Below are 20,603 nucleotides of genomic sequence, written 5' to 3'. Positions count from 1 at the left end.
GAATGGCTTCCAGACCATCACCGCCGGGTACGCCAGTCATCGCATACCGCGATGACAAACCCTCGAATATGGCTGCAAAATGGCAATTCATCGCAAAGCGCGATGACTTTGACCATTTCATGAAAAGCTCGGAACGCAACTTCGCCCGCCGGATTGACCTCACCTCGCTACAGCTGTTTGTGGCGGTGTGTGAGCTCGGCAGCATCGGCAAGGCGGCGGAGCGCGAGTTCATTGCGGCCTCTGCCGTGAGCAAACGCCTGAGCGATCTGGAAGCCGCGCTCGACACTGCGCTGCTGTACCGCCACACGCGCGGCGTGGATCTGACGCCTGCGGGGCAGAGCCTGCTGCACCATGCGCGTTCGGTGCAGTTCAGCCTTGAGAAAATGCAGGGCGAACTGAGCGAATACGCAGCCGGCGTGCGCGGCCATGTGCGGGTACACGCCAGCATCTCGGCCATCGTGCAGTTTTTGCCGGAAGACCTGGGCGCCTTCATCGCCCAGCACCCCGGGGTCAAAATTGATCTTGAGGAGCACTTGAGCACGGAAGTTGTGCGCGCGGTGCAGGAAGGCGCAGCTGACTTGGGCATCTGCAATACCGCCGACGGCATTGGCGGCCTGCTGGCCCTGCCTTACCGGCAGGACCGGCTGGTGCTGATCGTGCCGCGCGGCCACGCGCTCGGCGAGCAGGACGCGATCGCGTTCGAGGACAGCCTGGACTTCGACCATGTTGGCCTGCACTCGAACAGCTCGATTTACCTGGCGATGCGCGACGCCGCCGCGCTGGCCGGCCGCACCATCAAGCTGCGCATTCACGTCACCGGACTCGACGCCATGTGCCGCATGATCCACAACCGCCTGGGCGTCGGCGTGATGCCGCAGCGCGCATTCGAGCTGATGCACGGCGTCGGGGAACTCGAAGCCGTGACCCTCACCAACGACTGGGCAACACGCCAGATCGAACTGGTGGCGCGCGACTTTTCCAGCCTGCCGGTCACCGCGCGCCTGCTGGTCGATCACCTCACCGCGCATACCGTCCTGCCCGCAGCCGCCACAAGTTAACAAATTAAAATCAGCCAACCACGAAGGAACACACCATGGGACGCACGCTTTACGACAAACTCTGGGACGAACACGTTGTCCACACCGAAGACGACGGCACCGCCATCCTCTACATCGACCGGCACCTGGTGCACGAGGTCACCAGCCCGCAGGCGTTTGAAGGCCTGCGCGAGGCCGGCCGCAAGGTCTGGCGCATCAGCTCCATCGTGGCCACCGCCGACCACAACACGCCCACCACTGGCTGGGAGCTGGGTTACGACGGCATCACCGATCTGGTCAGCAAGGAGCAGATCACCACGCTGGACAGCAACATCGCCGAGTTCGGCGCAGCGGCTTACTTCCCCTTCCTGTCACAACGCCAGGGCATCGTTCATGTGATCGGCCCTGAGACCGGTGCCACCCTGCCCGGCATGACGGTGGTCTGCGGCGACTCGCACACCTCGACCCACGGCGCCTTTGGCGCGCTGGCCCACGGCATAGGCACCAGCGAGGTGGAACATGTGATGGCCACGCAGACGCTGCTGGCAAAAAAGGCGAAAAACATGCTGGTGCAAGTGGACGGCACGCTGGCGCCCGGCCTGACCGGCAAAGACATCGTGCTGGCCATCATCGGCAAAATCGGCACCGCCGGCGGCACCGGCTACACGATTGAATTTGGCGGCCCGGCCATACGCGCGCTCAGCATGGAAGCGCGCATGACGGTCTGCAACATGGCCATAGAAGCTGGCGCCCGCGCCGGGCTGGTGGCGGTGGACGCCAAGACCATTGCCTACGTCAAGGGCCGGCCCTTGGCACCCACTGGGGTGGAGTGGGACCAGGCGGTGTTGTACTGGAACACGCTGCAGTCTGACGCCGACGCCAAATTCGACACCGTGGTCAAACTCGACGCCAGCCAGATCCGCCCGCAGGTCACCTGGGGCACCTCGCCCGAGATGGTGCTGTCCATCGACGACCGCGTGCCGGACCCGGACAAGGAAAAAGACGCCAACAAGCGTGATGCCATCGAGCGCGCGTTGACCTACATGGGTCTGCAACCGGGCAAGGCGATCAACGACATCATGGTGGACAAGGTCTTCATTGGCTCCTGCACCAACAGCCGCATCGAAGACATGCGCGAAGCTGCCGCCATCATCCAGAAAATCGGCCAGAAGGTGGCGGGCAACGTCAAGCTGGCGCTGGTCGTGCCGGGCTCGGGCCTGGTGAAGGAACAGGCCGAGCGTGAAGGCCTGGACAAGATTTTTGTGGCGGCAGGTTTTGAGTGGCGCGAGCCCGGCTGCTCCATGTGCCTGGCCATGAACGCCGACCGGCTTGAGCCGGGCGAACGCTGCGCCTCGACCAGCAACCGCAACTTCGAAGGCCGGCAGGGTGCCGGCGGCCGTACGCATCTGGTCAGTCCGGCCATGGCTGCGGCGGCTGCGGTTCATGGTCACTTCGTCGATATCCGCAAGTTTTCATAACCCACTTCAGGAGAGCCATCATGAAAAAAATCACCTCACTGCTTGCACTGTCGCTGGCTGCCATCGCCTTTGTGCTGGCTGGCTGCAACACCGCCCGGGGCTTTGGGCAAGACCTGCAAAAGGTCGGAGAAAAGATTGAAGACAAGGCGAAGAAGTAATGAAACCCTTTACCGTACACAAAGGCCTGGTCGCACCCATGGACCGCGAGAACGTCGACACCGACGCGATCATTCCCAAGCAGTTCCTCAAGTCCATCCGCAAGACCGGCTTTGGCCCGAATCTGTTTGATGCCTGGCGTTATCTGGACGCCGGTTTTCCCGGCCAGGACCCAACCAGCCGCCGCCCCAACCCGGACTTCGTGCTGAACCAGCCGCGCTACCATGGCGCGTCCATTCTGCTGGCGCGCAAGAACTTTGGCTGCGGTTCCTCGCGCGAACATGCGCCCTGGGCGCTGGACCAGTACGGCTTTCGCGCCATCATCGCGCCGAGTTACGCCGACATCTTTTTCAACAACAGCTTCAAGAACGGCCTGCTGCCCATAGCTCTGAGCGAAGCGCAAGTCAGCCAGCTATTTGATGAAGCGCTGGCTTTCCCCGGCTACCAACTCACCATCGACCTAGAGCGCCAGGTGGTGATCAAGCCGCAAGGCGAAGAAATTGTCTTCGAGGTGCAGGCCTTCAAGAAATTCTGCCTGCTCGGTGGTTACGACGACATCGGCCTGACCCTGCGCCAGGCCGACAAGATCAAGGCCTTTGAAGCCGAGCGGCTGGCGATCAAGCCGTGGTTAAACCATACGATGGCCGGTTGATACGGAATGCGATTTGAACAAGGAGATCAATGAGATCAGGAGAAAAAAATTTGTCTTCCTCCTTTCCTCTTGATCTCCTTGTTCAAATTGAATTGATTTGCGCTCTCTACCGTGAATAAATTCATCCTCTAGCCCAATCAATTCGGGCGCAAGCAGCTACAAAAAACATAGCAAAAGAACATCCAACCATGAAAATCGCAATTCTTCCCGGTGACGGCATAGGCACCGAAATCGTCGCCGAAGCCGTCAAGGTACTGAACGCACTGGACCTGAAATTTGAAACCGAGACCGCGCTGGTCGGCGGCGCCGCTTACGAAGCCCACGGCCACCCCCTGCCCGAGGCCACGCTGAAGCTGGCACAAGCCTCCGACGCGGTGCTGTTCGGCGCGGTCGGCGACTGGAAGTACGACAAACTCGACCGCCCGCTGCGCCCCGAGCAGGCCATCCTGGGCCTGCGCAAAAACATGGGCCTGTTCGCCAACTTCCGCCCTGCCATCTGTTACCCGCAACTGGTCGACGCCTCCAGCCTGAAGCGCGAACTGGTGGCGGGCCTGGACATCCTGATCATCCGCGAGCTGACCGGCGACATCTATTTTGGCCAGCCGCGTGGCCGCCGCGTTTCGTCCGATGGACATTTTCCCGGCGCCGAAGAAGCCTTCGACACCATGCGTTATTCGCGCCCCGAGATCGAACGCATCGCCCATGTCGCCTTCCAGGCAGCGCGCAAACGCGGCAGCCGTGTGACCAGCGTGGACAAGGCCAATGTGCTGGAGACCTTCCAGTTCTGGAAAGACATCGTGACTGAAGTTGGGAGTCAGTACCCCGACGTGGCGCTGGACCATATGTATGTGGACAACGCCGCCATGCAACTGGTCAAGGCGCCGAAGAAGTTTGACGTGGTCGTGACCGGCAACATGTTCGGCGACATCCTGAGCGACGCGGCCGCCATGCTGACCGGCAGCATCGGCATGCTGCCGTCGGCCAGCCTGAACACCAAAAATCAGGGCCTGTACGAACCCAGCCACGGCAGCGCACCTGACATTGCCGGCAAAGGCGTGGCCAACCCGCTGGCCACGATACTGAGCGCAGCCATGATGCTGCGCTTCAGCCTGAACCAGCCAGACGCCGCCGCGCGCATCGAAAAAGCCGTGGACGCGGTGTTGACACAGGGCCTGCGTACGCCTGATATCTACAGCGAAGGCACGACCAAAGTCGGCACGGTGGCGATGGGCGATGCGGTCGTCCAGGCTTTGATCTGACGTTTTTTAACCGCAAAACAGCGCATTTCAAGCCCCGGGCATACCGGCGCCGCTGATGGGCGGGGCTACAATCAGCAGCATGCGTAAAAGCCCCGCCCTCACCCACTGCCCCGCCGCCTCGCGCGCGGGCTGTGGCGCGCCGGTTTTTTCCCAGACCACCAAAACGACAACCATTAAAGGCTAGCAAGCCTGGTTCGTCGTGCCCTGCCGGCCCGATGGGCCGGGTCAAAAAACATATTTTTTTGAAAAAGGGCATCCCATGAAACTCGCAGGAAATCTCACAGGACTCGTAGGCTGGCGCGGCATGGTCGGCTCGGTGCTGATCGATCGCATGCAGGCCGAAGGCGACTTCGACCTGATCGAGCCGGTCTTCTTTTCCACCTCCAACGCCGGTGGCAAGGCCCCGGCCGAGGCGAAGAACGAAACCACGCTGAAAGACGCGTTCGATATTGCGGCGCTGAAAAAGTGCGATGTCATCATCACCGCTCAGGGCGGTGACTACACCTCCGAGGTGTACCCCAAGCTGCGCGCTGCCGGCTGGAATGGCCACTGGATTGACGCCGCATCGACGCTCCGCATGAACGACGACGCCATCATCGTGCTGGACCCGGTCAACCTGCCGGTCATCCAGAAAGCCATGGCGGCGGGCGGCAAAAACTGGATAGGCGGCAACTGCACCGTTAGCTGCATGCTGATGGGCGTGGGCGCGCTGTACAAGGCCGGGCTGGTCGAGTGGATGACCAGCATGACCTACCAGGCGGCCTCGGGCGGCGGTGCGCAGCACATGCGTGAACTGTTGACCCAGTTCGGCTCGCTCAACGGCGAGGTCAAAGCCTTGCTGGACGATCCGAAGTCCGCCATTCTGGAGATAGACCGTCGCATCCTGGCCAAGCAGCAGTCGCTGGGCGCCGCCGAGATGGCGAACTTCGGCGTACCGTTGGGCGGCAGCCTGATTCCCTGGATCGACAAGGATTTGGGCGATGGCATGAGCAAGGAAGAGTGGAAAGGCGGCGCCGAAACCAACAAGATCCTGGGCCAGGGTGCCAGCTTCGGCACCGCTGAAACGCCGGTGGACGGTTTCTGCGTGCGCATTGGCGCGATGCGCTGCCACAGCCAGGCGCTGACCTTCAAGCTCAAGAAGGACGTACCGCTGGCCGACATCGAGGCCCTGATCGCGGCCGACAACGCGTGGGTCAAAGTCGTGCCGAACACGCGCGAGGCCAGCATCACCGACCTGACGCCTGTAGCCGTCACTGGCACCATGAGCATTCCCGTCGGCCGCCTGCGCAAACTCGCCATGGGTGGCGACTACCTGGGCGCCTTCACCATCGGCGACCAGTTGCTCTGGGGTGCGGCCGAACCGCTGCGGCGCATGTTGCGTATCTTGATTCAGGGTTAAAGCAAGGTCGGGCGCGACATGACGACTGATTGCGTCCGGCCACAACCGTAACCACTTGTGACGATACGTTGTCGTCAGACAACAACCCAAACTTGTAAGTTGATGCTAATCCACGGTGTCAAAACTTAAGTGCTGTCTTAGCTTGTCAGCCTAATGCCTTGATGTTAATGTTGTTTGTCGAAAATTCGCGTTGAGGTTTTTGTGCGGACCAGCAGAATAAAATTTTATGCAGACGGAGCATCGGAGGCTCACATTCCCATGAATCATCCTCGCCGCTGGCGTATCGGTGCCGTTGCAGCCGCCATTGCCCTGCTAGGCAGCTTCACCAGTTTGGAGGTCCAGGCCCTGGGTTTGGGCCGGGTCACCGTCCAGTCGGCACTCGGCGAACCCTTGCGCGCTGAAATCGACATTGCCGAGATCAACGCCGAGGAGGCCGCCACCCTGCGCGCCAGCGTCGCCAGTGCCGATGCCTTCAAGTCCGCAGGCCTGGAATACAGCGCTGCCGTTACCAATGTGCAGATCACCCTGCAGCGCCGCCCCGATGGCCGGTCTTATCTGCGTTTGAGCAGCGACAGGCCGGTCAGCGAACCTTTTGTTGATCTGATTCTGGAAGCCCGATGGGCATCCGGGCGCATCGTGCGTGACTACACGATGTTGTTTGACCCGCCCAACCTGCGCGCCACTGCCCAGCCCATGCCCGCGCCAACCGCGCCCCTGGTGTCACGTCCGCCGGCACCCGTCGCCACGCTGCCACCGGCCGCCGCTCCCCCTTCACGGCCCAGCCCACCTATGCCCATGCCGGCGCCTGCCGTCCGGCCCGCGGCACCGCCACCACCCGCCCCCGCCGCCACAACACGTGCCCCGTCACCTAGCGGCCAGACCGTCACCGCCAAAACCGGAGACACCGCCGGCAAGATCGCGGCACAGACCAAACCCGCCAGCGTCTCACTGGACCAGATGCTGGTGGCCCTGCTGCGCAGCAACCCGGATGCCTTCATTGGTGGCAATGTCAACCGCCTCAAGGCTGGCGCCGTACTGGAAGTGCCAGGCTCTGACCAGGCTGAAGCCGTTTCCGCCGGCGAAGCCAGCCGCACCATCGTCGCGCAAAGCCGGGACTTCAATGCCTTCCGCCGCAAGCTCGCCGAAAGCGCACCCGCCACCCAGACCGCTGGCGCCGACCGACAGGCCGCAGGCCAGGTCCAGGCCAAGGTGGAAGACAAGGCACCGGCTGCCACAACGCCCGACAAGCTGACCCTGTCCAAAGGCGCGGTACAGGGCAAGGCGGCAGCGGAAGAAAAAATTGCCCAGGATCGCCAATCCAAGGAAGCCGCAGCGCGCGTCGCCGAGCTGTCAAAAAACATCGCCGACTTGAACAAGCTGGGCAGTCCATCCACGCCGGCTTCTCCGGCGCCCGGCGTCGCAGTTACCAGCCCCGGCACACTGACAGGCAGTTCACCTGCTGCCACCGCACCGGCTACACCCATGGCGCCGGCCAGCAGCACCGCAGCAGTCACCACCGCCCCGGCCGCAACTGCGGCCCTACCTGCCGCCAGCGCTGCAATAACCGCCACACCAGCAGCCAGTGCGGCAGCACCGGCTGCTGTGCCCGTGAAAAAACCAGTGGTGGTGCCGCCCCCTCCGCCGCCAGAACCGAGCCTGGTTGACGAACTGCTTGAAAACCCGCTGCTCCTCGCCGGTGCCGCCATCCTGCTGTTGCTGTTGCTGGCCCTGGGCATTTTCCGCGCGCGCCAGCGCAAAAATGCCGTCGCTGTGGACAGCTCCTTCCTGGAAAGCCGCCTGCAGCCCGACTCCTTCTTCGGCGCCAGCGGCGGCCAGCGTATCGACACCAACGAGGTCAATGTCACTGGCTCGTCCATGGTGTACTCGCCAAGCCAGCTCGATGCCGCCGGCGACGTGGACCCGGTGGCCGAAGCGGATGTCTACCTGGCCTACGGGCGTGATTTGCAGGCCGAGGAAATCCTCAAGGAAGCCATACGTGTCAGTCCAACCCGCATTGCCATCCATGCCAAGCTGATGGAGATTTATGCGAAGCGCCGCGACGCCGCAGCCTTTGCAGCAGTGGCCACCGATGCCTTCAACCTGACCAAGGGCCACGGGGGCGAGTGGGCGCACATGGCTGAAATGGGCCGTGACCTGGACCCCGGCAACCCGATGTACCAGCCTGATGGCCAGCCCCCCTCTGCCGCTGCAATTGCTGCGGTGGGAATTGTCAGCGCAACTTTTGCAACCCAAACCGCGCCGCAAGCCTTGGAACCCGCAGTTGAGCCTGAAGCATCGGCGGTTGACTTCGACCTCGATCTGGATTTTTCAATGGGAGACGACGCGCCTGCGCCTGCGCCCGCACCTGTCGCACGCACAGAACAGACCTTGGCCATGCCGATCATCACTGCGGCGGCCCCTCTGGACAACGGGATGGACTTCAGTTCGGCGACGCTGGACATGCCGACAGCGGCGCCCGCCCCGGCTATTGCCGAGCCCCTGCCAACTATGGATGCCGGTCTGAGTTTCACGACCGAGGAGCCGGCCGTCACCACGGCAGCCACACCGCTGGACACCTCTGGCGGCATGTTGGAGTTCGACATGGGCGCGCTGTCGCTGGACCTCGACGGCCCGACCACCGAGAGCCAGAACATCGCGCCTGCGCCTGCGCCTGCGCCCGCGCCCGCGCCCGCAATGGACCTGGAAGACCCGCTGGAGACCAAGTTCGCGCTGGCTGAAGAGTTCCGCGCGATTGGCGACGTTGATGGCGCGCGGTCCCTGGCCGAGGAAGTGCTGGCGCAATCGAGTGGTTCGCTCAAGGCCAAGGCTCAGGCTTTCATCAACGCCCTGGCCTGAAGGTCTTGCACCGTTTCCCTGAAAGCCGCCCGTGAGGATCGCTCTGGGCCTCAGTTACAACGGCGGCAACTACGAGGGCTGGCAAAGCCAGCTGTCGGGTAAGACCGTTCAGGACCAGCTCGAAAAGGCACTCAGCAAGTTTGCCGACCAGCCGATCCGCACCCTGTGCGCGGGGCGCACCGATGCCGGTGTGCATGCGCTGATGCAGGTGGTTCACTTCAACACCGCCCTGGCGCGCGAGCTGTCGTCCTGGGTGCGCGGCACCAACGCCTTTCTTCCGCGCGACATTGCCGTGCAGTGGGCGCGTGAGGTTCCCGACGCCTTCCACTGCCGTGGCAGCGCCACCAGCCGGCGTTATGCCTACGTGCTGCTGGACTCGCCGGTGCGTCCCAGCGTCGAGGCCGGCCGCGTCGGCTGGGTCTACCGCCCGCTGAATGGCGCTGCCATGCGCGAGGCCATCACGCATCTGGTCGGCGAACATGATTTCTCGTCCTTCCGAGCCGCCCAGTGCCAGGCCAAAACCCCGGTCAAGACCCTCACCCGCATAGACGTATCGCAACGCGCTGACTACTGGCGTTTCGACTTCGAGGCCAACGCCTTTTTGCACCACATGATCCGCAACATCATGGGTTGCCTGGTCACCATCGGCCAGGGCCAGCAGCCGCCCGGCTGGATGGCCCAGGTGCGGGACGCGCGCCGCCGTGACGCCGCCGCACCCACGTTTTCGCCCGACGGCCTGTATTTTTTGGGACCGCGGTATGACGCCAGTTACGGGTTACCGGAACGCGCGCCAGCCTATGATTGGATTCCATGATTGCCCCCACGCTTTTCACTTCGTGTAACACGCCGCCTCCCGAAGGGGCCGCTGCGCCTGCGGCCCGGTCCATCGACAGGCTCAGGGCCGGGCAAGGCCGGTTCCGCAGCCCCGACTGGAATGAAAGCTTGCTGCGCTGTCATCCGTCGGGACCTGGCTCATGACATCTTCTCCGTCCCTACGCACCCGGATCAAGATCTGCGGCCTCACGCGTGAGGAAGACGTGGATGCGGCCGTGGCGGCCGGCGCCGATGCCGTGGGTTTTGTCATGTACGCGCCCAGTCCGCGCTGCGTCAGCGCCGAACGCGCCGCCGAACTGGCCAGCCGCCTGCCGCCTTTTGTGACGCCGGTGCTGCTGTTCGTGAACGAAACGGCGGCGGCCATCGCGGCCGCCTGCGCCCTGCTGCCGACGGCCATGCTGCAGTTCCATGGTGATGAAACGCCCGCGGCCTGCCTGCAGGCTGGACGCCCCTTCATGCGCGCGGCCCGCATCCCGCTGGATGAAAGCCTCACGGAGGGCGGCGCCGCTTTTGATCTCGTAAAATACGCCGAAGACTTCAAAGAAGCCCAGGCCATCCTGCTCGACGCGCATGTCGAAGGGTTTGGCGGCAGCGGAAAAACATTCAATTGGTCACTTCTTCCTCCAAGCGTCAACGCTCACCTCGTTTTGTCTGGTGGACTCACACCTGCAAATGTGACCGATGGCGTTTTGCAAGTCAGGCCGCGTTGTAAAACGCTGGCCGTTGATGTCAGTTCGGGCGTCGAGATCTCCAAAGGGATCAAGAGCTTTGAGAAAATCAACCAGTTTGTTGCAGCCGTTCGCGCTGCGGACGAACAACTTGTGAAGAACCATGTACGACTACCAACAACCTGACACTACAGGCCACTTCGGGATTTACGGCGGCAGTTTTGTCTCCGAAACACTGACCCACGCGATCAACGAACTCAAGGCCGCGTACGCAAAATACCAGCACGACCCGGAATTCCTCGCCGAATTCCAGTACGAGCTCGCGCATTTTGTCGGCCGGCCCTCACCGATCTACCATGCGGCGCGCACCAGCCGTGAGCAGGGCGGCGCGCAGATTTATCTGAAGCGCGAGGACCTCAACCACACCGGCGCGCACAAGATCAACAACACCATCGGCCAGGCCATGCTGGCCAAACGCATGGGCAAGCCGCGCGTGATCGCCGAAACCGGCGCCGGACAACACGGCGTGGCCACCGCCACCATCTGCGCGCGTTACGGTCTGGAATGTGTGGTCTACATGGGCAGCGAAGACGTCAAGCGCCAGAGCCCCAACGTCTACCGCATGAAGCTTCTTGGCGCTACGGTGGTGCCGGTCGAGTCTGGCAGCAAGACGCTGAAAGACGCGCTCAACGAGGCCATGCGCGACTGGGTCGCCAATGTGGACAACACCTTCTACATCATCGGCACGGTGGCCGGCCCGCACCCTTACCCGATGATGGTGCGCGACTTCCAGAGCGTGATCGGCGAGGAATGCCTGGTGCAAATGCCGGAGATGACAGGCACAACTCGCAATGGTGGACAGCCCGACGCGGTGATTGCCTGCGTGGGCGGCGGCAGCAACGCCATGGGCATTTTCCACTCGTACATCGCCCATGAAAACACACGCCTGATCGGCGTCGAAGCCGCTGGTGAAGGCATGGACAGCGGCAAACACTCGGCCTCGCTGCAACGCGGCGTACCCGGCGTTTTGCACGGCAACCGCACCTATGTGCTGCAAAACGAGGACGGCCAGGTGACCGAGACCCACAGCATCAGCGCTGGACTCGACTACCCCGGTGTCGGCCCCGAGCATGCCTTTCTCAAGGACATCGGCCGCGCCGAATACGTCGGCATCACCGACGCAGAAGCACTGTCGGCCTTTCACTACCTGTGCCGTACCGAAGGCATCATTCCAGCGCTGGAATCCAGCCACGCGGTGGCCTACGCGATGAAACTTGCCAAAACCATGCGCAGCGACCAGTCCATTCTGGTCAACCTCTCGGGCCGCGGCGACAAGGACATTGGCACCGTGGCGGACCTGTCCGGGGCTGATTTTTATGACCGGCCGTCGATGCGCGGGCATGTCGTCAAAGGCAGTGGAGCCGCAACATGAGCCGCATCGCCGCCGTCTTTGAAGCGCTGAAGGCGCAAAACCGCAAAGCCCTGATCCCTTACGTCACCGCCGGTTTTCCCTTTGCGGACATCACGCCAGAAATCATGCATGGCATGGTGGCCGGTGGTGCCGACGTGATCGAACTCGGTGTGCCTTTTTCCGACCCCAGTGCCGACGGGCCTGTTATTCAGAAGGCGGGCGACAAGGCTTTGGCCATGGGCATAGGCCTGGTACAGGTGCTGGCGATGGTGCAGCAGTTCCGACAACAGGACAGCAAAACCCCTGTGGTGCTGATGGGTTACGCCAACCCGATTGAGGCCTACGACATCAAGCGCGGCAAGGACAGCTTTGTGCACGATGCATCAGCCGCCGGGGTGGACGGCATTCTGGTCGTGGACTACCCGCCCGAAGAATGCGAGGCCTTTGCCGCCACCTTGCGCGCCCACCAGATGGACCTGATCTTCCTGCTGGCCCCCACCTCGACCGCCGCACGCATGGCGCAGGTGGCCCAGCTTGCCAGCGGCTACGTGTACTACGTCTCGCTCAAGGGCGTCACCGGGGCTGGCACGCTGGACCTGGGTGCTGTCGAGGCCATGCTGCCGCGCATACGTGAACATGTCAGCATCCCGGTCGGCGTCGGTTTTGGCATCCGCGACGCCGCCACCGCCGTGGCCATCAGCCGCGTCGCCGATGCAGTGGTTATAGGCACACGCATTATCCAGCTGACTGAGAATGCACCGCGTGACAAGGTGGCGAGCGTGGTGCATGACTTTCTGGCGGAAATTCGGGCCGCGCTGGACGCTTGATTCAGCCGCCGGGTTGATTTTGAGTCAAAATTCTAATTGGTACTTATAATAAGTATAACTTTACTAATTATTGTACTTCATGGAAGATCAATCAATTACGCCAACTACGACACTCGACAGCTACCGGAGCGCGATTCGTCAAAAAATCGTTGACAGCATTGCGCGGCCTATGCCCGTGCTAACGCAGCGTGACGTGTGGTTGCCCGAGGCCAGCCAAAAAGCCATTGCGGTGATCGGCATGCGCCGCGCAGGCAAAACATCGCTGCTCTGGCAAATCATGGCGCAGCAACTGGCGCAAGGCGTGCCGCGCGAGGCGCTGGTGTACTTCAGCTTTGAAGACGAACGCCTGGCGGGCATGACTGCGCTGGACTTGCAGGGCGTGGTTGAAGAGTATTACAAGCTGCACCCCGAGCGCCGGGACAGCCAGAAAACTATTTTTTTCCTCGACGAAATTCAACTCGTCCCCGGCTGGGAAACCTTTGTACGCCGCATTCTGGACACTGAAACGATAGGCATCTACCTGTCCGGTTCGTCCGCCAAATTGCTGTCGCGTGAAATTGCCACCAGCATGCGCGGGCGCGCCCTGGAGGCCATCGTCACGCCCTTCAGCTTTCGTGAAATGCTGCGCCACCACGGCGTATTGCCCACCCAGCCGAGCAGGCACTGGACCAAGGCACAACGCTCGGCGTCACATCACCAACTGGTGCAGTACCTGGCGGTTGGCGGCTTTCCTGAGGCGCAAAGCCTGCTGGCCCCCCAGCACACACGCCAACGGCTGGAACTGCTTAAAACCTATGTCGATGTGGTGCTGCTGCGCGACGTGATTGAGCGCCACAACGTCACCCAGCCCCAGGTACTGCGCTGGCTGGTGCAGCAACTCCTTGGCAACGCGGCAGGCGCGTTCAGTGTGAACAGGTTTTTCAACGACCTGAAATCGCGCGGCATTGCGGTGGGCAAGGAGCGCCTGCACGAATACCTGGCGCATCTGGAAGACACGTTTTTAGTCACCAGCATCCACATCGCCAGCGAGTCCGAGCGCCGCCGCCAGGTCAATCCGCGTAAATCCTACCCCGTCGATACCGGGCTATCTGCGCTGTTTGACCCCGCAGGCAAGCCCAACACGGGCCATGCACTGGAGACGGTGGTTCTGCACGAATGTCTGCGCCGCGGCGCCCAGCTGGCCTATGTGCGCACCACGCAGGGCTACGAGGTCGATTTTCTAGCCACCCGCTACGACGGGCAGCAAACACTGATTCAGGTGTGCGCCGACATCAACAACCCAGACACCTTCAGCCGCGAAACCCGCGCCCTGCAAGCCGCGCAACTTGAACACCCCACCGCACAATGCCTGCTAATCACGATGGAGCCGCCCCTGCGCGAAAAGCTGGTGGATGGCGTGACCATCGTGCTGGCGATGGACTGGTTGCTGGATTCTCCAAGCTAGGAGCCTGGGCGGCAGAAGGTACGTCGGCTGCAAAGCGGCCGCGACGGTCCAATGGTTAGTCGAATTGGTAAAGTTGAAGCCCCCCTCAAAATGCCCACCACACCCGTCACCCTTGATGCCCTGCGTCACTATGCTGTAGCGCGCACTTTGTTTGCGCCGACGAGCTTGCCTGCCGCAATCAAGCGACTGGGGTTTGTGCAGGCAGATCCCATCCGTGCACCGGCGCGGGCGCAAGATTTAATTCTTCGCCATCGCGTGAAAGGCTATTGCGCAGGGGATTTGGAGCGGCGCTATACGGTGCTGGGCCTAGAGGAAGATTTCTTTGTGAACTATGGCTTTTTGCCGCGCAGCACGCAGGCGCTGATGCATCCGCGCACGCCGCGCGTAACTTGGCCAAAAGCGCGCGTGGCGCAGGCGCAAGCCGTGTTGGCGTTTGTACAGGAGCGCGGCGTGGCGCATCCACGCGAGGTGGATGCGCATTTTGCGCATGGCCGCGTGAGCAATTGGTTTGGCGGCTCCACGAACGCGAGCACGCAGCTGCTCGATGGCATGCACTACCGCGGCCTGCTGCGCATTGCTGGGCGCATTGGCGGCGTGCGCATCTATGCGGTGGCAGCGCATTTGCCGCAAGCTGGCGAAGACGCGGCAAATGCGACTAGCGCGGCAGACACGGCTAAGGCGATGGACGCATTGGTGGATGTGATCGTGCAGAAATACGCGCCCTTGCCTGAGCGCTCATTGCGTGAGTTAATTGGCATGCTGCGCGGCGGTGCACCGCAGTGGGAAGCGCAGCGCCCAGCAGCTTTTGCTCGCGCCAAAGCGCGGCTGCCAAGCGCTGAGGTGAATGGCAACACCCGCAACACTTGGTACTGGCCGCCGGGAGAATCGCCCACAGCCAAGCGCCACGCCGCTGCGCAAACCGACATCGTGCGCCTGCTCGCCCCGTTTGACCCCGTCGTGTGGGATCGTCGCCGCTTTGAGCTGCTTTGGGGCTGGGCGTATCGCTTTGAAGCTTACACACCCGCGCCAAAACGCATTCGCGGCTATTACGCATTGCCTTTGCTCTGGCGCGATCAAGTGATCGGCTGGGGAAATCTCTCCGTCAAAAAAGGTGTGCTGCAAACCGAGCTGGGTTACGTAGCAGGCCAGGCGCCGCGAGACAAGGCGTTTCGCGCTGCGTTGGGTGATGAGCTGTCGCGTATGGAAAGTTTCTTGAATTTGTAGATCAGTAGCCGAATGATCGGGGCCAATCTGAAAAATCGTCTGATAGCGCACTATCAGTTTTAAGTTCCCAAAAACAATGTACCAACCCGATTGAGGCCTACGACATCAAGCGCGGCAAGGACAGCTTTGTGCACGATGCATCAGCAGCCGGGGTGGACGGCATTCTGGTCGTGGACTACCCGCCCGAAGAATGCGAGGCCTTTGCCGCCACCCTGCGCGCGCACCAGATGGACCTGATCTTTCTGCTGGCCCCCACCTCGACCGCCGCACGCATGGCGCAGGTGGCCCAGGTGGCGAGCGGATATGTGTATTACGTCTCGCTCAAGGGCGTCACCGGGGCTGGCACGCTGGGCCTGGGTGCTGTCGAGGCCATGCTGCCGCGCATACGTGAACATGTCAGCATCCCGGTCGGCGTCGGTTTTGGCATCCGCGACGCCGCCACCGCCGTTGCCATCGGCCGCGTCGCCGATGCGGTGGTCATAGGCACACGCATCATCCAGCTGATTGAAAACGCGCCGCGTGACAAGGTGGCCGGTGTGGCGCATGACTTTTTGGCGGAGATTCGCGCGGCGCTGGATTCGTAGGGCATTTGCCGTTCGTTTGCTACGATTTATATAGCTGCTCGCGCCCAAATTCATTGGGCTACAGGACATCAGAAACACCCTTACCGCTCATCCCCCTCACGCGGCGGCATACCACCCGCACGGGACATGATGCGGTCAAACGCAGCCAAGTCAGCTCGCACAACACGGGTGCGAGATTAGTCCTCTGCATCCAGCACGGCCAGTTTTTCGGCAGCCGCCATGGCCACGAACTGGTTCATACTGGCGCCGTCGCGCTTGCTCACGCGCCCAATGCCAGCCTTCATCTTGGTGATGTTCATGACGAAACAGAGCGGCGTGATGCCCCCAAACCCTGTGCGATAAATGTCAGCACCAAGGCATTGAGCGACACGCCTTCGGACTTGGCACGCATGGTCAATTGAGCGTGTACTGTTTTGGGCACACGCGCTACAAACTTGCCGGATGCCACACCGCCGCTGCCCGGCTGCGGCACAGGCAGCTTGTTCGCTTTCAGCGCAGCGATGGTGGCCTGCAGGGCATCAGCGCCATTGGCAATCGCCTCCCCCACAGTCTCGCCATCTGAAATACATTCAGCAAAGTCTGGGTAAGAGATCAAAAAACCGCCACCGTCTTCGTTGCTGAGGGGTTTGATTTCAAACGGATAGTCAATCAATTGTTTCATGGTGCAATTCCTTCCACTAACTCAATGAATTTACGGATATAAACCGGCTTGATGGGGCGATGCGCAGGTACAGACAGCGTGCGCCCACCACTGCGAACAAACACGCAATGGCTGCTCTTGTCATGCCGTCAACCGACACCGTGCTACCGAGCCACCGTTTGCAATTGCGCAAGCTGCCAATCCAGCGGATTACGCCGCATCGCAATCAGCAGTTTTGTTGCGGTGTTCATTAGTAAATGATACTACAGGCAGGATCATTGAAGGCGTCTTTCATCACACCTCCATCAACAGATAAGCTCAGGGATAGGCAGCAGCACCTTCTGACTTTTAGGCCGTTTGATTTGCACCGCCTGCACAGCGTCATAATGACAAACCTTCAACCGTGGGGCGTGGCTGAACACCGCACCTCAATCCAAGAGCGTTTTTACCGCAATACATTCAAGGGCAAACCCATGTCTTGGCTAGAAAAACTCCTTCCCCCCAAAATCACCCCCACCGACCCGACCGAGCGCCGCAGCGTGCCCGAGGGCCTGTGGGTCAAGTGCCCGAGCTGCGAAGCCGTGCTGTACAAGACCGACCTGGAAAAAAACCAAAATGTCTGCCCGCAGTGCAGCCACCACCACCGCATGGATGCCAGGGCTCGGCTCGACGCCTTTCTGGACCCGGAAGGCCGCTACGAAATCGGCCAGGAAGTGCTGCCGGTCGATCCGCTGAAGTTCAAGGACAGCCGCAAATACCCCGAGCGCCTGAAAGAAGCGCTGGAAAACACCGGCGAGACCGATGCGCTGATCGTCATGGGCGGCGCCGTGCACAGCATCGGTGTTGTTGTCGCCTGCTTCGAGTTCGACTTCATGGGCGGCAGTATGGGCAGCGTGGTCGGCGAGCGGTTTGTGCGCGGCGTGCATGCCGCGATCGAGCAGAAAGTGCCTTTCATCTGCTTCACCGCCACCGGCGGCGCGCGCATGCAGGAAGGTTTGCTGAGCCTGATGCAGATGGCCAAAACCAATGCCTCGCTGACCCGCCTGGCGAAAAAAGGCCTGCCCTACATCAGCGTGCTGACCGACCCGACCATGGGCGGCGTCAGCGCCGGCTTCGCTTTTGTGGGCGACATCGTGATTGCCGAGCCCAAGGCGCTGATCGGTTTTGCCGGCCCGCGCGTGATCGAATCGACGGTGCGCGTGACCCTGCCCGAGGGCTTCCAGCGCGCCGAGTTTTTGCAGACCAAAGGCGCGGTGGACTTTATCTGCGACCGGCGCGAACTGCGCAAGACCGTAGCCAATTCGCTGGCCATGCTGCTGCGCCAGCCGGCCGACGCCGTCCTTTAACACCCGGCGCCATGAGAGCCGGGTTTGCTATCAAAAACATAGCTTGTAACGCACGCCAGATATGGGCTAGAGCTCTATTTTCCTTTTAATAATCACAGCAACCCATTGCGAGCGCTGGAAACCATGCGTTCGGGCCGGCGGTCTTCAGGAAAGCGCACTGGCCATAACCCGAGCAAGGGAAAGCAGGATCGTGGGAAGATGGGCGTAGCTATCCTTTTTTCGTGAATTTCGCGCCCTGAACCGATGTCCGAAGCCCTCACCCTTTCCTCGCTGCCGCTGTTTCCGCTCGGGACGGTGCTCTACCCCGGCGGCCTGCTCCCTTTGCGGATTTTTGAGGTCCGTTACCTCGACATGATCGGGAAATGCCACAAGACCGGCGCGCCTTTCGGTGTGGTGGCGCTGACCCAGGGCTCGGAAGTGCGCAAGGCCAAGAGCGGCCCCAGCGGTGACGGCTTTGCCAGCGAGGCCTTTCACGGCGTGGGCACGCTGGCCACCATCACCAGTTATTCTGTGCCGCAGCCGGGCTTGATGGTGATCCGCTGCAGCGGTGCGCAGCGCTTCGAGATTTCCAGCCATGAAAAACTCAAACACGGCTTGTGGATTGCCGATGTGACACGCCTTGACGACGACCAGGTGGTCCCCGTCCCGGACGACCTGCGCGGCGCGGCCAACGCGCTCGGCAAACTCATCAAAAGCCTGCAAGAGCGTGACATCCCGGCCGACCAGATGCCGCTGGAGCCGCCGTATCTGCTCGACGACTGCGGCTGGGTCGCCAACCGCTGGTGCGAGCTGCTGCCCATGCCAGTCGAACTCAAGCAGCGGCTGATGGAGTTGGACAACCCGCTGGTGCGGCTCGAACTGGTCAGCGACATCCTCGAAAAAACCGGCATCGCGATGTAGCGCATGGCAGCCCCCTGTTCAGGCGGCAACGCAGCCTAAAATCAGGGGTTTGGCACCTGGCCCGGTCCTGCCGGTTTTTTCCGGTACGCCTGCCTGCCCTCTTTCTTCGAGAACCTTTTTTCATGTCCAACACGCCCACCAGCCCTGCGGTCATCCCCGCGCACGACGACAACCAGCTCATGGCCGAGCGCCGCGACAAGCTGCGCCTGATGCGCCAGCACCAGGGCGAAGGCAAGGGCGCGGCCTTTCCCAATGACATCAAGCCGGAGCACCGCGCGGAGGCGCTGTTTGCGCAGTACGACGGCAAGACCAAGGAAGAGCTGGAGCCGCTGGCCGTCACGGTCAGTGTGGCCGGCCGCATGATGCTCAAGCGCGTGATGGGCAAGGCCAGTTTTGCCACGCTTCAGGACGCGTCCTTCGGACCCTCGGGCGGGCGGATTCAGGTCTACATCAACAACGAAGGTGTCGGCGAGGACGTGCACAACGCCTTCAAGCATTGGGACCTGGGCGACATCATGTCCGCCACCGGCACCTTGTTCAAGACCAAGACCGGCGAGCTGTCGATTCACGCCACCGGCATTCGCCTGGTCACCAAAAGCCTGCGCCCCCTGCCCGACAAGTTCCATGGCGTCGCTGACCAGGAGCTCAAGTACCGCCAGCGGTATGTGGACCTGATCACGGACGCAGCGGCGCGCCAGCGTTTTGCCAACCGCAGCAAGGCGGTGTCCAGCATGCGCAGCTTCATGGTGGACCACGACTTTCTGGAGGTCGAAACACCGATGCTGCATCCGATTCCCGGCGGTGCCAATGCCAAGCCTTTTGTGACACACCACAACGCGCTGGACCAGCAGATGTTTTTGCGCATTGCGCCCGAGCTCTACCTGAAGCGCCTGATCGTCGGCGGTTTTGAACGCGTGTTCGAGATCAACCGCAGCTTTCGCAACGAAGGCATCAGCGTGCGGCACAACCCCGAGTTCACCATGATGGAGTTTTACGCCGCGTGGTGGAACTACGAAGACCTGATGACCTACACCGAAGAGCTGATCCGCCACGTCGCGACGCAAGTCGCTGGCGGCACGGTGCTCAGCTACCAGGGCAAGACTGTGGACCTGAGCCAGCCCTTCGAGCGCCTGACCATTCGCGAAGCCATCATCAAACACACCGACGCAGGTGCCAATGTGGACAATGCCGCCTGGCTGCTGGAGGCCTTGAAAAAACTCGGCAAACACAGCGCCAAGGACAAGCTCGAAGCCCGCTCATTGCCTAGCCTGCAGGTGACCTATTTTGAAGAGACGGTGGAAGAAAAACTCTGGCAGCCGACCTTCATCATGGAACACCCGACCGAGATATCACCCCTGGCGCGCGCCAACGATGCACGCCCTGAGGTGACCGAGCGTTTTGAGCTCTACATCACCGGCCGCGAGTTTGGCAACGGCTTCAGCGAGCTCAACGACGCTGAAGACCAGGCCGCGCGTTTTCACGCCCAGTCCGACGCCAAGGACGGCGGCGACGAGGAAGCCATGCACTTCGACGCCGACTACGTGCGCGCCCTCGAATACGGCATGCCGCCCACTGGCGGCTGCGGCATCGGTATCGACCGCTTCATGATGCTGCTGACGGACAGCGCGAGCATCCGCGACGTGATTTTGTTTCCGGCGCTGCGGCGCGAGGCTTGAGGATTGACCTGTTAGTCTTACTGTGTCATAAAATATGCTATTATTTCAATAGCATCAATTCTGACCGGAGGCGTAACTACTCAGCCCAACTTTAGGCAGACGTACTGGATTCAGCCGAAGCGGGGCTGAGGCGGTGCACCCTTGAAGGCGGCGACAAGGGAGTCAAAGATGTTCGCCCCTTGCTTGTGCATGGTCGCGGCATATGAGCGGAT

At 61.7% G+C, this 20,603-nt stretch carries 18 protein-coding genes and 1 pseudogene; 17 read left to right on the top strand and 2 right to left on the bottom strand.

Translation table 11 applies throughout. The features are described from left to right. The first annotated feature begins 119 nt into the window (after positions 1–119). From Q8O29_RS09595 to trpA (Q8O29_RS09530), 14 genes and pseudogenes are all read left to right on the top strand, one after another. Complete coding sequence (locus Q8O29_RS09595; RefSeq protein WP_305562193.1) at positions 120–1,058, top strand: LysR family transcriptional regulator; 939 nt, start codon at positions 120–122, stop codon at positions 1,056–1,058. A gap of 35 nt (positions 1,059–1,093) precedes the next feature. After that, entirely contained in the window at positions 1,094–2,515 is a 1,422-nt protein-coding gene (leuC, locus tag Q8O29_RS09590; RefSeq protein ID WP_305562191.1) for a 3-isopropylmalate dehydratase large subunit, read from the top strand. Positions 2,516–2,535: 20 nt separating this feature from the next. Next, positions 2,536–2,673 (top strand): entericidin A/B family lipoprotein, encoded by a 138-nt coding sequence (locus Q8O29_RS09585; protein ID WP_305562189.1) that lies wholly within the window; start codon positions 2,536–2,538, stop codon positions 2,671–2,673. Further along, on the top strand, positions 2,673–3,323 hold the full coding sequence (gene leuD, locus Q8O29_RS09580) for a 3-isopropylmalate dehydratase small subunit (protein WP_305562188.1): 651 nt from the start codon (positions 2,673–2,675) through the stop codon (positions 3,321–3,323). The genes Q8O29_RS09585 and leuD overlap by 1 nt, the downstream gene beginning before the upstream one ends. A gap of 188 nt (positions 3,324–3,511) precedes the next feature. Further along, the gene (gene leuB, locus Q8O29_RS09575) at positions 3,512–4,582 is read left to right on the top strand and encodes a 3-isopropylmalate dehydrogenase (protein ID WP_305562186.1); all 1,071 of its coding nucleotides are present in this window, start codon (positions 3,512–3,514) and stop codon (positions 4,580–4,582) included. A 259-nt stretch (positions 4,583–4,841) separates the two neighbouring features. Further along, positions 4,842–5,981: an aspartate-semialdehyde dehydrogenase gene (gene asd / locus Q8O29_RS09570; protein ID WP_305562184.1), complete on the top strand. Its 1,140-nt coding sequence runs from the start codon at positions 4,842–4,844 to the stop codon at positions 5,979–5,981. Positions 5,982–6,239: 258 nt separating this feature from the next. Beyond that, complete coding sequence (locus Q8O29_RS09565; protein WP_305562182.1) at positions 6,240–8,837, top strand: FimV/HubP family polar landmark protein; 2,598 nt, start codon at positions 6,240–6,242, stop codon at positions 8,835–8,837. Between the two features lie 31 nt (positions 8,838–8,868). Further along, positions 8,869–9,651: a tRNA pseudouridine(38-40) synthase TruA gene (gene truA, locus Q8O29_RS09560; protein WP_305562180.1), complete on the top strand. Its 783-nt coding sequence runs from the start codon at positions 8,869–8,871 to the stop codon at positions 9,649–9,651. A gap of 160 nt (positions 9,652–9,811) precedes the next feature. After that, positions 9,812–10,525 carry a phosphoribosylanthranilate isomerase gene (locus tag Q8O29_RS09555; RefSeq protein WP_305562178.1) on the top strand — a complete coding sequence of 238 codons (714 nt, stop codon included), beginning with the start codon at positions 9,812–9,814 and terminating at the stop codon, positions 10,523–10,525. Beyond that, a complete protein-coding gene (trpB, locus tag Q8O29_RS09550) occupies positions 10,503–11,771 on the top strand; it encodes a tryptophan synthase subunit beta (RefSeq protein WP_305562176.1) in 1,269 nt (422 codons plus the stop codon). The genes Q8O29_RS09555 and trpB overlap by 23 nt, the downstream gene beginning before the upstream one ends. Beyond that, entirely contained in the window at positions 11,768–12,577 is an 810-nt protein-coding gene (gene trpA / locus Q8O29_RS09545) for a tryptophan synthase subunit alpha (protein WP_305562173.1), read from the top strand. The genes trpB and trpA (Q8O29_RS09545) overlap by 4 nt, the downstream gene beginning before the upstream one ends. Before the next feature lie 169 nt (positions 12,578–12,746). Then, on the top strand, positions 12,747–14,021 hold the full coding sequence (locus tag Q8O29_RS09540; RefSeq protein WP_305562171.1) for an ATP-binding protein: 1,275 nt from the start codon (positions 12,747–12,749) through the stop codon (positions 14,019–14,021). Between the two features lie 90 nt (positions 14,022–14,111). Then, the gene (locus Q8O29_RS09535; RefSeq protein WP_305562169.1) at positions 14,112–15,245 is read left to right on the top strand and encodes a DNA glycosylase AlkZ-like family protein; all 1,134 of its coding nucleotides are present in this window, start codon (positions 14,112–14,114) and stop codon (positions 15,243–15,245) included. An 83-nt stretch (positions 15,246–15,328) separates the two neighbouring features. Then, a pseudogene (gene trpA, locus Q8O29_RS09530) lies at positions 15,329–15,829 on the top strand (tryptophan synthase subunit alpha); the annotation flags it as partial. Positions 15,830–16,005: 176 nt separating this feature from the next. Here trpA (Q8O29_RS09530) and Q8O29_RS09525 read toward each other — a convergent pair. Together Q8O29_RS09525 and Q8O29_RS09520 are read right to left on the bottom strand one after the other, a co-directional pair. Beyond that, complete coding sequence (locus tag Q8O29_RS09525; RefSeq protein WP_305562167.1) at positions 16,006–16,128, bottom strand: hypothetical protein; 123 nt, start codon at positions 16,126–16,128, stop codon at positions 16,006–16,008. Continuing rightward, positions 16,125–16,490 carry a type II toxin-antitoxin system HicB family antitoxin gene (locus Q8O29_RS09520; RefSeq protein ID WP_305562165.1) on the bottom strand — a complete coding sequence of 122 codons (366 nt, stop codon included), beginning with the start codon at positions 16,488–16,490 and terminating at the stop codon, positions 16,125–16,127. Before Q8O29_RS09520 ends, Q8O29_RS09525 begins: the two co-directional genes overlap by 4 nt. 452 nt (positions 16,491–16,942) lie before the next feature. On the opposite strand from Q8O29_RS09520, the gene accD reads away from it, so the two are divergent. The 3 genes from accD (at position 16,943) to lysS (ending at position 20,391) form a co-directional block, all read left to right on the top strand. Beyond that, positions 16,943–17,815, top strand: coding sequence for an acetyl-CoA carboxylase, carboxyltransferase subunit beta (gene accD, locus Q8O29_RS09515; RefSeq protein ID WP_305562163.1), 873 nt, complete (start codon positions 16,943–16,945; stop codon positions 17,813–17,815). 243 nt (positions 17,816–18,058) lie between these two features. Further along, entirely contained in the window at positions 18,059–18,715 is a 657-nt protein-coding gene (locus Q8O29_RS09510; RefSeq protein WP_305562162.1) for an LON peptidase substrate-binding domain-containing protein, read from the top strand. A gap of 122 nt (positions 18,716–18,837) precedes the next feature. Further along, positions 18,838–20,391 (top strand): lysine--tRNA ligase, encoded by a 1,554-nt coding sequence (gene lysS / locus Q8O29_RS09505; protein ID WP_305562160.1) that lies wholly within the window; start codon positions 18,838–18,840, stop codon positions 20,389–20,391. Positions 20,392–20,603: the final 212 nt, after the last annotated feature.

The organism is Polaromonas sp., assembly GCF_030689685.1.
Lineage (GTDB): Bacteria > Pseudomonadota > Gammaproteobacteria > Burkholderiales > Burkholderiaceae_C > Polaromonas.
This window is presented reverse-complemented; position numbering and strand designations above follow the sequence as displayed.

Coding starts and splice junctions, on each gene's coding strand:
- Q8O29_RS09595 (WP_305562193.1), top strand. CDS start 120: ATGAAAAGCTCGGAACGCAACTTCGCCCGCCGGATTGACCTCACCTCG.
- leuC (WP_305562191.1), top strand. CDS start 1,094: ATGGGACGCACGCTTTACGACAAACTCTGGGACGAACACGTTGTCCAC.
- Q8O29_RS09585 (WP_305562189.1), top strand. CDS start 2,536: ATGAAAAAAATCACCTCACTGCTTGCACTGTCGCTGGCTGCCATCGCC.
- leuD (WP_305562188.1), top strand. CDS start 2,673: ATGAAACCCTTTACCGTACACAAAGGCCTGGTCGCACCCATGGACCGC.
- leuB (WP_305562186.1), top strand. CDS start 3,512: ATGAAAATCGCAATTCTTCCCGGTGACGGCATAGGCACCGAAATCGTC.
- asd (WP_305562184.1), top strand. CDS start 4,842: ATGAAACTCGCAGGAAATCTCACAGGACTCGTAGGCTGGCGCGGCATG.
- Q8O29_RS09565 (WP_305562182.1), top strand. CDS start 6,240: ATGAATCATCCTCGCCGCTGGCGTATCGGTGCCGTTGCAGCCGCCATT.
- Q8O29_RS09555 (WP_305562178.1), top strand. CDS start 9,812: ATGACATCTTCTCCGTCCCTACGCACCCGGATCAAGATCTGCGGCCTC.
- trpB (WP_305562176.1), top strand. CDS start 10,503: ATGTACGACTACCAACAACCTGACACTACAGGCCACTTCGGGATTTAC.
- trpA (WP_305562173.1), top strand. CDS start 11,768: ATGAGCCGCATCGCCGCCGTCTTTGAAGCGCTGAAGGCGCAAAACCGC.
- Q8O29_RS09540 (WP_305562171.1), top strand. CDS start 12,747: ATGCCCGTGCTAACGCAGCGTGACGTGTGGTTGCCCGAGGCCAGCCAA.
- Q8O29_RS09535 (WP_305562169.1), top strand. CDS start 14,112: ATGCCCACCACACCCGTCACCCTTGATGCCCTGCGTCACTATGCTGTA.
- Q8O29_RS09525 (WP_305562167.1), bottom strand. CDS start 16,128: ATGAACATCACCAAGATGAAGGCTGGCATTGGGCGCGTGAGCAAGCGC.
- Q8O29_RS09520 (WP_305562165.1), bottom strand. CDS start 16,490: ATGAAACAATTGATTGACTATCCGTTTGAAATCAAACCCCTCAGCAAC.
- accD (WP_305562163.1), top strand. CDS start 16,943: ATGTCTTGGCTAGAAAAACTCCTTCCCCCCAAAATCACCCCCACCGAC.
- Q8O29_RS09510 (WP_305562162.1), top strand. CDS start 18,059: ATGTCCGAAGCCCTCACCCTTTCCTCGCTGCCGCTGTTTCCGCTCGGG.
- lysS (WP_305562160.1), top strand. CDS start 18,838: ATGTCCAACACGCCCACCAGCCCTGCGGTCATCCCCGCGCACGACGAC.